Raw genomic sequence first — 12,613 nt, forward strand, 5'->3', positions numbered from 1 at the left:
TGACTGGCGGGAAAGCGCCCGAACGCCGTTCTCGATCACCTACACTTCGCCGCGAAACGCGTCCGCTGCATGGAGGAACCGTGGCGACCTGGGAAGACCTGAGCAAGTTCATCCGCACCGAGTACCTGCCGGCGCCGGAGGACGATGACGACGAGGAGCTGGAGGAGGAGCCGGAATACCGGATCATCGAATCCAGCGAGGAGGAGATCCGGATCCTCGTCGAGTACGAGGACGACCGCAGCCAGATCGTCATCGTCTGCCGCGAACGGCTCGACGACACCGAGGACTGGGTCCAGGTGGTCTCGGTGATCGGCCGCGCCGACCAGGTCGACCTGCACAAGCTGCTCGACGAGCTGGGGCAGACGTCGGTGGTCTGCGGCGCGGTGATCATCGGTGAGCACGTGGTGCTCCGGCACTCCGTCCCGCTGCTCAACCTCGACATCAACGAGTTCGTCGATCCGCTGAACTTCGTCGCGGAGACCGCGGATCACCTGGAGGAGATGTTCTTCCCCGAGGACGACTACTGATCCGCTCAGTCGGCGCGCCCGGTGACGGCCACGGTGACCCCGAGGCCGATCATCGAGGCACCGCCGGTGCGGGTCAGCTGGGTGATCCGCCGCGGTGAGCGGCCGAACCAGCCGCGCGCGGCGGATGCCATCAGGCCCCAGGTGCCGTCGGAGGCCAGCTGCAGCAGCGCTCCGGCCAGTCCCAGCACCAGCATCTGCCCGATGACGCCGTCCGCGTCGCGATCCACGAACTGCGGCACGGCCATCAGGAAGACGATGCTCTTCGGGTTGCTGACCCCGACCAGCCCGCCTTCGACGATCCGCCGCGATTCCGGAATCGGTTGCGGGTCACCGATTTCCGGCGTCGGTGCGCGCATCGCCTGAACGCCCAGGAACACCAGGTAGGCGGCTCCGGCCAGCTTGATCGCGGTGAAGGCCAGAGCGGACTGCGCCACCACGGTGCCCAGCCCGAGGGCGACCGCGATGACCAGGAAGTACCCGCCGAGCGCGTTGCCCAGTGCGGACGACAGCGCGGCGCGTCGGCCGTGCGCGAGGGCACGGCCGACGACGAAGAGCACGCTGGGCCCGGGAATCGCGGACAGCAGCAGCGACATCGCGCAGAACGCGATCAGTGCGTGCAGGTCGACCACGGTTCGAGCATGGCACGCGGATCAGCCTGTGGTGGCCGGAATCGCGTCTTCGGCGCGCTCTTCCGGCTTGGTCCGCGTCGCGCCGAGCATCAGCAGCACGCTGACCCCCGCCAGCGCCGCGCCCACCCACAGCGGTGAGGTGAAGCCGAAGCCCGCACCGATGGTCAGCCCGCCGAGCCACGCGCCGAGCGCGTTGCCGACGTTGAACGCCGCGATGTTGATGGCCGAGGCCATCGTCGGCGCGTCACCGCCGTAGGTCATCACCCTGGTCTGCAGCGGGGGAACGGTGCCGAACCCGAACCCGCCCATCAGCAGGATCGCCACCACGGCGATCACCTTGAACCCGGCGAGGGCGCCGAACGCGGACATCACGATCGTCAGGCCCACCAGCAGGACGAGCAGGGTGCCGTCGAGGTTCTTGTCGGCCATCCGGGCCCCGAACAGGTTGCCCGCGAACAGTTTTGCGCCGAAGACCAGCATCAGCCAGGGCACGGTGCCTGCCGCGAACCCGGAGATCTCGGTGACCAGCGGTGCGATGTAGGTGAACGCGCCGAACATGCCGCCGAAGGCCAGGATCGTGATCGCCACCGTCCACCACACCTGGGGGCGGCGCAGCGCGGTGAGCTCGGCCCGCAGCCGGGTCGGCACCACGTCGGCGTCGACCTTCGCCCCCGGCACCAGCAGCTGGATGCCGATCACCGCGATCAGGCCGATCGCGGTGATCGCCCAGAACGTCGAGCGCCAGCCCATCGCCTGCCCGAGGAAGGTGCCCAGCGGAACCCCCAGGACGTTCGCGGTGGTCAGGCCGGTGAACATGATCGCCACCGCGCCGGCCTTGCGGTTCGGCGGCACCAGCGCGGCGGCGACGACCGACCCGATGCCGAAGAACGTGCCGTGTGTCAGCGCGGCCAGGATCCGGCCGGTCAGCATCAGCCCGTAGGTCGGCGCGATGGCCGAGAGCAGGTTGCCCGCGATGAACAGGAACATCAGCGAGACCAGGACCTTCTTGCGGGGGAGCCTGGTGACGGCGGCGGTCAGGAAGATCGCTCCGACCGCCACGGCCAATGCGTAACCGGAGATCAGGTACCCGGCGACCGGGATGCTGACCGCGAAGTCGGCGGCGACCTCTGGGAGTAGGCCCATGATGACGAACTCGGTCAGGCCGATGCCGAACCCGCCGAGTGCGAGGGCCACGAGTGCAACGGGCATCCCCGTCCGCTCCTTACGTGCGTCTGTTGGTATCTAGCGCACGCAGGTAGTTGCACGCGCTTGGTAAATAGTTGCGCGCGCGTTCTATCGGCGCAAACGGCTATAGTGGGGAGGAGGTGGACGTCACCGGCAGGGAGGTGCAGGAGTGGGGATCGCCGACGATGCGGTGGAGATCCGGGCGCACGGCTGGCGCACGCTCGCCGCCCTGCACGGCATGATCGAGACCGCGCTGGAGAAGGCGCTGCAGGCCGACCACGGGCTGTCGGTCGTCGAGTACACCGTGCTCGACGCCCTGAGCAGGCAGGACGGCTGGCACATGCGCATGCGGCAGCTCGGCCGCGCCACCGCGCTCAGCGGCAGCGCCACGACGCGGCTGGTCAGCAGGCTCGAAGACCGGATGCTGCTGACCCGGGTCCTGTGCCGCGACGACCGGCGCGGCATCTACACGGAGCTCACCGACGAGGGTCGTGCCCTGCTGGGGGCGGCCCGGCCGACGCACGACGAGACGCTGGAGAAGGCGCTGGCGGAGGCCGAGCATGTTCCCGAGCTCGCCCCGCTGGTCGAAGCTCTGCACCGTCTCCCGCAGCTCGGCGAGTAGATGCCGGCGACGGGCGCGAGCATCGGCACCCCCGGTCGCCGCAACGAAGACCGCTTCGCCATCGGCCCCGACTGGGCCTTCGTCCTCGACGGCGCCACGGCACCGTCCGGTGTGGACAGCGGCTGCGTGCACGACGTCGTCTGGCTGGTCCGGCGCCTCGGCGGGGCGCTGGCCGAACTGCTCACGATCAGCGACGAGCGGCTGGCCGACGTCCTCGCCGAAGCGATCCACCGCGTCCGCGCCGCCCACGCCGACACTTGCGATCTGAACAACCCCAACAGCCCGTCCTCGACGGCGACCCTGCTGCGGCTCCGCGACCAGGCCGAGTACCTGGTCCTCGCCGACAGCCCGCTGGTCCTCGACGTGGACGGCGAGGTCCGAGCCGTCGTCGACGACCGCATCGACCACCTGCCCAGCCGCACGCTCGACGCGGTCACCGGGCTCCGCAACTCCGAGGGCGGTTTCTGGGTCGCCTCGACGAAACCCGAAGCGGCGCACCGGGCCGTCACCGGCACGCTCCCGCCGTTCCGCAGAGCGGCCCTGCTCACCGACGGCGCCTCCCGCCTCGTCGACCACTTCGCCCTCACCGACTGGCGAGGCCTCCTCGACCTCCTCGACGAGGGCGGCCCGGAAACCCTCCTCAACCGAGTCCGCGAAGCGGAGTCGACCGCACCCCCACCCGCCCGAGGCAAACCCCACGACGACGCCACCACCATCCACTGGACCGAGCGGTAGAACATCACCGGGACCCGTGTCGCGCGGTTCTGGACGAGGTGTGGAAGGGGTCGGTGCGGGTTCCGCCTTGACTGGTGTGTCGAAGCCTCAACCGTGATAACGTGTGGATTATATTACCTGGATGGGATGGTCAGCCGAGCTCCACAGGGATGTGGAGGAGTGGTTCTTGGCACTTGCCGAGCGCGATCCGGTGAGCGCTGGCTACGTTGAGCAAGCGCTCGACATGTTGGTGGCATGCGGCCCCGGTTTAGGTCGCCCCCTGGTCGACAGGATCAAAGGGTCCCGATTCCACAACCTGAAGGAGCTGAGACCGGCATCGGGTGGCAGAAGCGAGATCCGGATGCTGTTCGCCTTCGATCCCCGTCGCAGCGCCTTGGTGTTGGTGGCAGGAGACAAGGCTGGCAACTGGAAGGGTTGGTACGAAGTGAACATCCCGCTGGCGGAGAAGCGCTACGCGCGACACGTTGCTGAGTTGGAGGGCTGAGCGATGGGACGTTCCTGGGACGAGGTCAAGAGTGACAAGCTCGCGCTGGACCGTGCGCGGGGCCGCGACGTGGAGGCAGACCAAGAGCATGCCCGCGCCGTCACCCACGCCTACATCGTCGGCTACCGGCTCGCGCAGTTCCGCGAAGAACGCGGTCTGTCGCAGGCGCAACTGGCTGCTCGGATGGGTGTCAGCCAGCCGCGGATCAGCAAGCTCGAAAAGGGAGATCTCGCGCAGTTCGAGGTGGGCACCATCGAGCGCTACGTCCAGGCCCTCGGTGGTTCCTTGCGGCTGGTCGTCAATTTCGGAGATCAGGACATCACGCTCGATCGGCCCGCGGTCTGCGCATGAGAGTCGTTTCCCAACGTGGTTCCGCTGTGAGGTGCAGCGGTGGGCGATGGCGTCGTGGGGTGCGTGCGCTTTGATGTCGTTGTCGAGGTACGCGTAGACGTCGCGGTTCCTGCGAGCGCTCGGAGGCGGAGCGGTATCACGCGCCCAACTCCACCCGGCCGGACCCATCATTTGAGCAGGCCCGCCCCCAAGGCGGTGATCAAGGCGATCGCGAGCAGCCAGATCGCCGGCGTGACCTTGCGGAACTTGCGCCGCGCGATGTGGCTCGTCGTCCACACCTGCTCCGCCAGAGCCTTCTCCAGTCGAGGGCCGTCGCTGAGCAACTTGCGGTAGGCGGGGACGAACTCGGCCGGGTCGGCGTACTGACGTGCGACGGTGCCGAAGTAGAGCAGCGACTCAGGGCGATCGTTGCGCAGTCGCGGCGCGAAGACCAGCAGGGCGCACAGGATGCTCGCGCTGAGGGCGGCGATGCTCCCGAGCAGCAGCACCACGTGAGGCCATGCGGTCGGCCAGGCGCTGTGCGGAGGTAGCGCCTTGAGCAGGACCCCGCCCAGAACGCCGTTGCCGGTGACGATCGCAGCGGCCTTGGTATCGGCGACCTTGATCAGATCATGCGTCTGCTGAAGAGCCTTCCACGCATCCTCGCTGTGGGCCATACCTACGACACTCCTGAGATTTCGCAGGAATGCCAACGCCATTCGGGTGAGATGACTGTGACTTTTCGGTGGATGCCCTGCTCCCTTCGAGCGGTATCTCGCCGAATTCCTCGCGCGCGGGCGCCCTGACCCGGTACGGAATTCGTCGTGCAACACCACAACGGCGCGGTGCCCCGAGGTTTCCGGGCTCTGCTGGGGGAGAGCCGATGGGGAACGCTCGAACAACGAGGAGGGCTGCGACGTTACGAGCCGGGCGATCACCTGCTCCGCCAAGGTGAGGAAGGCGGCTTCCTCGTCGCGCTGGTCAGCGGAAGGGTCAAGGTTCTGGCCGGTGATCGGCAGGGCTCGGCGGTCCTGCTCTCGCTGCGCGGACCAGGGGATCTCGTGGGCGAGATGGCGGCCGAGCGCAACACCGCCAGGACGGCCACGGTGCAAGCGCTCGACGTGTGCGTGGGGCGGGTGGTGATGCGCTCGGAGTTCGAGCGATTCCTGGACGAGCGGGACGCTCGCGGGGCGTACGCCGACTACCTCGTGGCGAAGTTGTCCGAAACTGTCCCCTACCAGGTGCAACAGGCACACTTCGGGCCGCGACGACGGCTCGCGCGCCTGTTCCTGGAGGTCGTGCGGCACTCGGACGCGAATCCGCCTGCCTGCTACCGGATCCCGTTCTCCCAGGAAGCGCTGGCAAGTGCGCTGGGCCTGGTCAGGAGCACGGTCGCGGAGCAGATCAAGGCCATGCGCGCAGATGGGGTGCTGGGCCCAGGGCCGCGCATCGCGGTCGCCGACATGCGAGGCCTGATCGAGGACGCCGGCGCCATCCAAGTGGAGTGACTCAGGTCACCGTCAAACTGTCCGATCGCGGACAGCGCGGGGCCTGGGGAACCGGCATCTTCCTGTGCGTCTTGAGAAATCTTCGGAAGGAGAGCCATGCCAGTGGAAACGCAGCAGCCGACCGAACTTCCGCCGTACCGAGCGGTTCTGGTCGTGGACGTGAAGGACTTCAGCGGCCGCAAGAGCCGCTTCCACCAGCAGATCACGCGCGATATCCCGCTCATCCTGGAGAACGCGTTCGCCCGGTGCGGCCACGCCGACCTGTGGGGGAAGGGCATCGGCGACACCACTGGAGACGGCTACTTCCGCATTCTCGACCCGATCTACCTGCCGTACCTGCTGAACCCGTTCCTCGGCGCATTGCAGGACGAGCTCGTCGAGCAGAACAACATGGTGCCGCGGGAGTACGGGAACTTGCGCATGCGCGTGAGCCTGTCCGTGGGGCCCGTGACCGACTCAGGTGACGACGTGCTCGGCGACGGCAACGGCGCCACCCGCATCGAGGCGCACCGAATCCTGGACTCCCACCCCGTGCGAGACATCCTGGACCGATCCGCGGACGTGACCCGGGTCGCGGCCATCGTCTCCCAGCGCGTGTACGAGGACGCCGTCCTGTCCGGCTACGCGGCCGAGGAAGCCGGGGAGTACGTCGAAGTCGAGACCGAGGTGAAGACCTTCCGGGGTCGCGCCTACCTGCGCGTCCCCAAGCCCTCCGGCGGACTGCTCCGCGACGGCTTCGTCGTGAAAAAGCTCGAGAACGTTGCGGCCGAGGAGAACGTGAACCGAGTTCCCACGCCGGGAGCGGCGCCGCACTTCGAATTCCACGGTTCGGCGACGACTCAGATGGGAGTGGGGGAGGTCTACGACGGCCTGCACATCGGTGACAACTACTCGGGTGGTCCGCATGACGACCGTTGAGGGACCGGCCTCGGTCGGCATGCAGGACGTTGACTCGAAATACGCCACGAGTGTCGGCAAAGCCGACAACGTATTCATCGGGGAACTGGGCGAGTCCCTGCAGCGACGATTGCTTCGAGACCTCCCCAAAGCGGAACTGGCTGAGTCCCGATTGCAGTGGCTTGCGGACAGATTCGTCGAGCCCGACAACCTCGACGAGGCGCGGTCCAAGCTGCAGCGATCGCGGTCTGTGCTGGTCAGTGGTCCTGCTGGAGCTGGGCGGCGCAGCGCGGCGAAGATGCTGCTCCGCCAGTTCGCGAGTTCGAGGTCACCGATCAGAGAGGTTCCTGTCGACACTGAGGAAGAGGAGAAGGACTTCCTCAGGCCGGAGACGGTTCTCGGAGGTGAGCGCCTGCTGGTGGACCTCTCGGCGGACAGCGAGTTGCGACGGCTCGACTCAGCTGGCCGCACCTTGGAGGCCTTTCTCGGAGCGGTGGAGAAGGGCGAGGGCTGCGCGGTGGTCGTGCTGCCGCCTGGGGCGGTGGACTCCCTCGCGGTGGAGTTGTCCTCACAACTCGTGGAGATCGAGCGTCCGAACGCTTCGGATGTTCTCGCTAGGCACTTGAGCGACCTGTTCTCGCCGTTACCGCAAGCTGTCTTCAACGATGAGAGGGTGACGGAGTTCCTCTCCACCGCCTCGATGGAGGAGATCGGGCGGCTGAGCGAGCACTGCTTGAAGCTCTGCAAGCAGACTCCGGAACGTTCCATCGCGGACTGCCTGCGCTTGGCGTTGCAGGCCGTATCCAAGCGTGACAAGACATTCGAGAAGTTCGTCTCGACTCTGTCGGCCCCCGAACGCGCGCTCTTGTTGTCCGCTGGATTCCTGGAAGGTGCGCATGCCGATGTCGTTGGTGACGCGGCGGAGCGACTGCGAAAACAAGCAGAAGACCCAGGTGGACAGGTTCCGATACTCAGCAGCGCCGGCCTGGACACGCAGCTGCGCGAGTTGCGCCTGGACCTGACCGGGTTGCGCGAAGTGCGTCTCAGCACCTGGTCGGCCGAGACGGTCGTGAACTACTTCTGGCATGCATTCCCGCGGCTTCGTCCAGTTCTGCTGGAATGGGTAGGCCGATGCTGCACGTCGTCGGTGCTGACCAATGCCGATCGAGCGCAGCTCGTGCGGCAGTTCGCGATGGTGTGCAGGCAGGGACGGCACGGTGCGGACCTCTGCACGCTTGCGTCGTGGTTGCTGCAGCTGGATGCGCGCCACCAGCCTCCGCGCGTGCGCGACTGGGCGGCGCGAATCCTGGCCGAAGGTCTCAAGGAAGAGCCGGGCGCGCTGGCGATCAGGCGGCAGATCTACGAGTGGGTCATCAGCCAATCTCTTTCGACGGATCTGGCTGACGTTCTCGTGTTCGTCTGCTCGAACGTGCTCGCCAAAACCCATCCTGAGCAGGCGATGGTGCGGCTGCGTCACCTCGCGAGGCATTCCAATCCTCGAATAGCGGGGCAGGCCTCGGAAGCACTCGTGGATCTTGGCGGCGACGACCGGATCTTCTTCGACTTGCTCTGGCGCTTGTCCCTGGTTTCCAGACGCGCCGATGCCGACGTCGGACTCTTCCTGCGCGTCGCTGATCCCACGCGGCTTCTCCGCGAACCGCGCGTGCTCGGTGACAGCGCTGTGCACGAGCAGCTGATCACGAACTGGGCTTCCGTCGTCGATCGGCCTCGTGGCTTGTGGGACGAGCGGGCGTGCGATTGGTTCAGCGCTCATGCCCGAGACCCCTCGGCTGAAGCGCTTCTTGACGTGTTGGTCGGAGCCGCGAGCAGGGCGGGTCGGCTGGGGCGGTTGTTCGTGGTGTTGCGCGGTTGGACGGCTGACGGCGATGAGGAGTCGGCAGAGCAACGTCAGCGGACGGAGCAGGTGGTGCGGAAGAAGATTGACGAAGTGCAGGTCAAGCGGACTGAGGAGTCGGAATGACCAGGGAGCAGCGTAGTGCCGTGCGGGTCGTGTCCGTGCTCGTCGCGATTCTGTGGGTGGTTCTCGGGTTGATGCTGGGGTGGGCGCCCGGGTTGTGGATCGTGCTCGCGGTGGCGACCGCGATCGCTCCCTCGTTGCTGGCCGGGCCCGTCAGCCAGTGGCTGCACGATCGGCGGCGTCCGGCCCCTGAACCGGCCATGACCTCGGTGGTGCCCGTGGAACCCCCGCCTCCGGGGCGGTACGAGATGCGGCACGTGCCCCTGCCGAGTGCGAGGGATGACTACCGGCTCGTCTTCTCGTGCACGGCTTGGTGGCGGCGCATGTCACCAGAGCCGGGAATTCCGCACGCGGATCCGGGCAGTCTCGCCGCCGAAGTGGTGTTGGAGCAGGCGTGCCAGGTGGTCGCGGCCGTGTCGCCGGAGGAGGTCGAGATCGCGCGGGCGAAGCTGACCTCGTACCTCGGCGTTGTGCGCGCGGACTCGACCGGGCACATCGAGGTGTGGGCGACGGACGTCGCGTTGCGCTTGTCGGAATCGGATGCGGACAGGTTGCGGCGGCTCGCTGACGTCCGGAAGGAAGAGGAGGTCTGGGAGCACGAGCGCAATCACGAGCGGAACAAGCGCGAATACCTCGGTGACGACGTGCTCAAGAGCGCCGGCAGTGCTCTGGTGTGGTGGTTGGCCCGTGACGAGAGCCAGATCGACGATGCGGTGGAGAAGATTCCCAACCTGCGCAAGCTCACCGCTGCAGCGCACGACGAGCGGGTCCCCGGGCTGGACGTGGAAGGCGTGGAATTCGGCCCGCACGATCACCTCGTCGAGCTGATCCGCAGTGTGCAGTCCGACGACGAGGAACGTGCTCTGCTGAGCGACAGCATCGCTTCGGCGCTCGAAAAGCGCGGCCACACCGAGCTCGCGAAGAAGATACGCGCGGAGTTCGACCAGCCGAAGACCGCACCGGACCCGCGCTCCAACGGTCACGCACCAGCGGGAACCCACTGAGCCGACAGGGCGCCGACGGCGGTTCGCCGGAGGTGCCCGGTTCGTGGTGGGGTCAACTCGTGTGAGGAGAGCCGAGCTTTCCTGCGCGGAGCGACTCGACGAAGCGTTGCCACGTCGGCTCGGTGAACTGGAGTGGTTCGCTGCCGGGGTTCTTCGAGTCTCGAGTCAGCACGTCGGTGCCGGTGAAGGCGACTTCGACGCAGTTGTTGTACGTCGAGCTCCGGGAGCTCTTCTTCCAGGGCAGCTCATCAGAGAGCACAGCTCACTCCTTCAGCTCACGAGCAAGTCGCTCAGCGAGGGATGCGATCAATGCAAAGGATTCGGTCGTCGGCAGGGCAAGACCGCGCAGTTGCGTCAGCACGTCCTTCGTCTCGGTCACGTACTTTGGCTCCTCCAGGTAGGAAGTCGCAGCTCGGTTCTCCAGGTAGACCAAGTCCTGGTGGTCGGTGAACTGCAGCAACAGGAGCGGACCGTCCATGCCCGAGTGAGTTCCCACTGAAGACGCCATCACGCGAATCTCAACGTTCTCTCGGCTGATAGTCGAATTCAAGTGCCGGAGCTGGCGGTACATCACCCCGGCCCCGCCGGTGTGGCGTTCCAGCACTGTCTGCTCGATCAAGAACTCGAAATCCTGATCTGGGCGAGTGCGCAGGATCTGCTGCCGCTCCATTCGACTCGTGACCAGGCGGTCGACCTCGGCGGCCGACAACTCGCGCGCAGACGATTCGCACAGCGCGACGGTGTATTCGGACGTTTGCAGCAGACCAGGAATGATCGAGGGTTCGTAGTTGCGGAACGCGATCGCGGTCCTCTCGAACGCGGTCAGTTCCTCCAGCAGCGGCGTCCGGCTTTCCTGCGCCGGCCACCAGTTGGGTTTGTGGGCGTTCCTGACGATCTCCAGCAGTTCGTTTCGGCGTTGTGCTGGGACTCGGTAGAGGCCGAGGAGGGCTGCGACGTCATCCGGTTGGAGGCCGCGCTGGCCGGATTCCATGCGGGAGAGCTTGCTCATGGAGATGCCCAGGGCTCGGGCGACCTCTTCGGCGCCGAGGCCGCTGCGGAGCCGGAGTTCTCGCAGTTCGCTGGACACTCGTCGGACTCGTACCGGTACGCCCGCGCGGCCACTCATCGTTCCTCCCGATCACGATCAACAACGAGATCACGATCGGCACGTGACCAGTGGGCACGTGAGAACAACGGCGCGGATTCAGCCGCCAGGTGTACGCGAGCGGCCCCGGAAGATCGGTCGATCACGTCAAGTGACGGACGGTAGGACGCCGACGAAAGGGAGGACCCGTTTTTGGGGTGGAAGGTAGACGGTGGGGTGGGGGAAGTTTTCATGAAAACTTCCCCCACCCCCGAAAAGAGACCGTCCAGCTCGCTCGGGTCGTCAGCTCGCTCGGGTGGCCGAGGCTTCGAGGGCTCTGCGGACGAGGACCTTGGCGAGGTGGCGGCGGTAGTCCGCGCTCGCCGTGGGCTGGTCCGGGGGAGAGGTGTCCTCCGCTGCGCGTTCCGCTGCTTCGGCGGGGTTGGCGCCGGAGGCCAGGGCCTCCTCGACTCCCGCCGCGCGCATCGGCGTGGGCCCCATGTTGACGAGGGCGACGCGGTTGCCCGCGACGGCCACGCCCACGACCGCCCAGTCGATGGCGCGCTTGGTGAACTTCTGGAAGTCCCAGCCCTGCGCGGGATTCTTCTCGACCCGGATCTCCACCAGGATCTCGTCCTCGCCGAGCGAGGTCTCGAAGAAGTCGGTGAAGAAGTCCGTGATCGCGATCTCCCTGGTGCCCGACGGGCCCTGGGCGACCAGGACCGCGTCCAGCGCGAGCGCCACCGCCGGCAGGTCCGACGCCGGGTCGCCGTGCACCAGCGAACCGCCGATGGTGCCGCGGTGGCGGACCTGCGGATCGCCGATGGTGCCCGCCGCGTGGGCCAGCAGCGGCACCTCGCGCTTGAGCAGATCCGAGTGCTCCACGTCGTGGTGCCTGGTCAGGGCACCGATGCGGATCTGCGAACCCTCCTCGCGGACGTAGGACAGGTCGCGCAGGCCGCCGACGTCGATGACGACCTCCGGTACCGCCAGCCGCAGCTTCATCAGCGGCAGCAGCGAATGCCCGCCCGCCAGCAGCTTCGCGTCGTCACCGTGCTCGGCGAGCAGGCTCAGCGCCTCGTCGACCGTGCCGGCGCGCTTGTAGGTGAAGGCGGCAGGGATCATTCCGCGGCCCCCTGCTTCTCCTTGGCCGCCTCGAGCACGGCTTGGACGATGTTGTGGTACCCGGTGCAGCGGCAGAGGTTGCCCTCCAGCCCGGACCGGACGTCGGACTCGGACGGGTTCGGGTTCTCCTCCACCAGGGACACCGACGCCATCACCATGCCCGGCGTGCAGTAACCGCACTGCAGACCGTGGTTCTTCTGGAAGGCGCGCTGCATCGGGTGCAGCTGCTCGCCTTCCGCCAGGCCCTCGATGGTGGTCACGTCGTGGCCCTCGGCCTGCGCCGCGAGCACCGTGCAGGACTTCACCGACTCACCGTCGAGCAGCACCGTGCACGCACCGCACGACGTGGTGTCGCACCCGATGTTGGTGCCAGTCAGCTCGCAGTCGTCGCGCAGGTACTGGACGAGCAGGGCGCGGTCCTCGACCTCGTGGCTCCGCTGCTCGCCGTTGACGTTGATCGAAACTTGCACGAAGGAAACTCCTCAACGCTTCGCAGGTGTACTAC

At 67.0% G+C, this 12,613-nt stretch carries 16 protein-coding genes; 9 read left to right on the forward strand and 7 right to left on the reverse strand.

Annotated features, from left to right (window positions below; all coding sequences use genetic code 11):
* The first annotated feature begins 80 nt into the window (after positions 1-80).
* Positions 81-527 carry a hypothetical protein gene (locus ACYVF3_RS03495; protein WP_461152799.1) on the forward strand — a complete coding sequence of 149 codons (447 nt, stop codon included), beginning with the start codon at positions 81-83 and terminating at the stop codon, positions 525-527.
* 5 nt (positions 528-532) lie between these two features.
* Here ACYVF3_RS03495 and ACYVF3_RS03500 read toward each other — a convergent pair whose 3' ends face one another.
* Both ACYVF3_RS03500 and ACYVF3_RS03505 read right to left on the reverse strand, forming a co-directional pair.
* Complete coding sequence (locus ACYVF3_RS03500) at positions 533-1,156, reverse strand: LysE family translocator (RefSeq protein WP_461152800.1); 624 nt, start codon at positions 1,154-1,156, stop codon at positions 533-535.
* A gap of 21 nt (positions 1,157-1,177) precedes the next feature.
* Positions 1,178-2,365, reverse strand: coding sequence for an MFS transporter (locus tag ACYVF3_RS03505; RefSeq protein WP_461152801.1), 1,188 nt, complete (start codon positions 2,363-2,365; stop codon positions 1,178-1,180).
* Positions 2,366-2,510: 145 nt separating this feature from the next.
* Between ACYVF3_RS03505 and ACYVF3_RS03510 the strand changes: the two genes are divergently transcribed.
* The 4 genes from ACYVF3_RS03510 to ACYVF3_RS03525 all read left to right on the forward strand — a co-directional run bounded on the left by ACYVF3_RS03510 (position 2,511) and on the right by ACYVF3_RS03525 (position 4,533).
* Positions 2,511-2,963 (forward strand): MarR family winged helix-turn-helix transcriptional regulator, encoded by a 453-nt coding sequence (locus ACYVF3_RS03510; protein ID WP_461152802.1) that lies wholly within the window; start codon positions 2,511-2,513, stop codon positions 2,961-2,963.
* A complete protein-coding gene (locus ACYVF3_RS03515) occupies positions 2,964-3,698 on the forward strand; it encodes a protein phosphatase 2C domain-containing protein (RefSeq protein WP_461152803.1) in 735 nt (244 codons plus the stop codon).
* A gap of 166 nt (positions 3,699-3,864) precedes the next feature.
* Complete coding sequence (locus tag ACYVF3_RS03520) at positions 3,865-4,182, forward strand: type II toxin-antitoxin system RelE/ParE family toxin (protein WP_461152804.1); 318 nt, start codon at positions 3,865-3,867, stop codon at positions 4,180-4,182.
* Positions 4,183-4,185: 3 nt separating this feature from the next.
* Positions 4,186-4,533 carry a helix-turn-helix domain-containing protein gene (locus ACYVF3_RS03525; RefSeq protein WP_461152805.1) on the forward strand — a complete coding sequence of 116 codons (348 nt, stop codon included), beginning with the start codon at positions 4,186-4,188 and terminating at the stop codon, positions 4,531-4,533.
* 167 nt (positions 4,534-4,700) lie between these two features.
* Here the strand turns inward: ACYVF3_RS03525 and ACYVF3_RS03530 are convergent, their stop codons facing one another.
* Positions 4,701-5,189 (reverse strand): Pycsar system effector family protein, encoded by a 489-nt coding sequence (locus ACYVF3_RS03530; protein WP_461152806.1) that lies wholly within the window; start codon positions 5,187-5,189, stop codon positions 4,701-4,703.
* A gap of 147 nt (positions 5,190-5,336) precedes the next feature.
* On the opposite strand from ACYVF3_RS03530, the gene ACYVF3_RS03535 reads away from it, so the two are divergent.
* The 4 genes from ACYVF3_RS03535 (at position 5,337) to ACYVF3_RS03550 (ending at position 9,899) form a co-directional block, all read left to right on the forward strand.
* Positions 5,337-6,020, forward strand: a complete 684-nt coding sequence (locus tag ACYVF3_RS03535) for a Crp/Fnr family transcriptional regulator (RefSeq protein ID WP_461152807.1) — start codon at positions 5,337-5,339, stop codon at positions 6,018-6,020.
* Between the two features lie 96 nt (positions 6,021-6,116).
* Complete coding sequence (locus ACYVF3_RS03540) at positions 6,117-6,938, forward strand: hypothetical protein (RefSeq protein WP_461152808.1); 822 nt, start codon at positions 6,117-6,119, stop codon at positions 6,936-6,938.
* Positions 6,925-8,898 (forward strand): hypothetical protein, encoded by a 1,974-nt coding sequence (locus ACYVF3_RS03545; protein WP_461152809.1) that lies wholly within the window; start codon positions 6,925-6,927, stop codon positions 8,896-8,898. The genes ACYVF3_RS03540 and ACYVF3_RS03545 overlap by 14 nt, the downstream gene beginning before the upstream one ends.
* The gene (locus ACYVF3_RS03550; protein ID WP_461152810.1) at positions 8,895-9,899 is read left to right on the forward strand and encodes a hypothetical protein; all 1,005 of its coding nucleotides are present in this window, start codon (positions 8,895-8,897) and stop codon (positions 9,897-9,899) included. Before ACYVF3_RS03545 ends, ACYVF3_RS03550 begins: the two co-directional genes overlap by 4 nt.
* Positions 9,900-9,951: 52 nt before the next feature.
* Here ACYVF3_RS03550 and ACYVF3_RS03555 read toward each other — a convergent pair whose 3' ends face one another.
* From ACYVF3_RS03555 to ACYVF3_RS03570, 4 genes are all read right to left on the reverse strand, one after another.
* Positions 9,952-10,158 carry a DUF397 domain-containing protein gene (locus tag ACYVF3_RS03555; RefSeq protein ID WP_461152811.1) on the reverse strand — a complete coding sequence of 69 codons (207 nt, stop codon included), beginning with the start codon at positions 10,156-10,158 and terminating at the stop codon, positions 9,952-9,954.
* 3 nt (positions 10,159-10,161) lie between these two features.
* A complete protein-coding gene (locus ACYVF3_RS03560) occupies positions 10,162-10,986 on the reverse strand; it encodes a helix-turn-helix domain-containing protein (RefSeq protein WP_461152812.1) in 825 nt (274 codons plus the stop codon).
* A gap of 300 nt (positions 10,987-11,286) precedes the next feature.
* A complete protein-coding gene (locus tag ACYVF3_RS03565; RefSeq protein ID WP_461152813.1) occupies positions 11,287-12,108 on the reverse strand; it encodes an FAD binding domain-containing protein in 822 nt (273 codons plus the stop codon).
* Complete coding sequence (locus tag ACYVF3_RS03570) at positions 12,105-12,578, reverse strand: (2Fe-2S)-binding protein (RefSeq protein ID WP_461152814.1); 474 nt, start codon at positions 12,576-12,578, stop codon at positions 12,105-12,107. The genes ACYVF3_RS03565 and ACYVF3_RS03570 overlap by 4 nt, the downstream gene beginning before the upstream one ends.
* Between the last annotated feature and the right edge of the window lie 35 nt (positions 12,579-12,613).

The organism is Saccharopolyspora tripterygii (genome assembly GCF_054778355.1).

Bases quoted from the DNA above. Each gene is read 5' to 3' on its own strand.
- ACYVF3_RS03530 (WP_461152806.1), bottom strand. From the start codon at position 5,189: ATGGCCCACAGCGAGGATGCGTGGAAGGCTCTTCAGCAGACGCATGAT.
- ACYVF3_RS03550 (WP_461152810.1), top strand. From the start codon at position 8,895: ATGACCAGGGAGCAGCGTAGTGCCGTGCGGGTCGTGTCCGTGCTCGTC.
- ACYVF3_RS03545 (WP_461152809.1), top strand. From the start codon at position 6,925: ATGACGACCGTTGAGGGACCGGCCTCGGTCGGCATGCAGGACGTTGAC.
- ACYVF3_RS03515 (WP_461152803.1), top strand. From the start codon at position 2,964: ATGCCGGCGACGGGCGCGAGCATCGGCACCCCCGGTCGCCGCAACGAA.
- ACYVF3_RS03565 (WP_461152813.1), bottom strand. From the start codon at position 12,108: ATGATCCCTGCCGCCTTCACCTACAAGCGCGCCGGCACGGTCGACGAG.
- ACYVF3_RS03505 (WP_461152801.1), bottom strand. From the start codon at position 2,365: ATGCCCGTTGCACTCGTGGCCCTCGCACTCGGCGGGTTCGGCATCGGC.
- ACYVF3_RS03540 (WP_461152808.1), top strand. From the start codon at position 6,117: ATGCCAGTGGAAACGCAGCAGCCGACCGAACTTCCGCCGTACCGAGCG.
- ACYVF3_RS03525 (WP_461152805.1), top strand. From the start codon at position 4,186: ATGGGACGTTCCTGGGACGAGGTCAAGAGTGACAAGCTCGCGCTGGAC.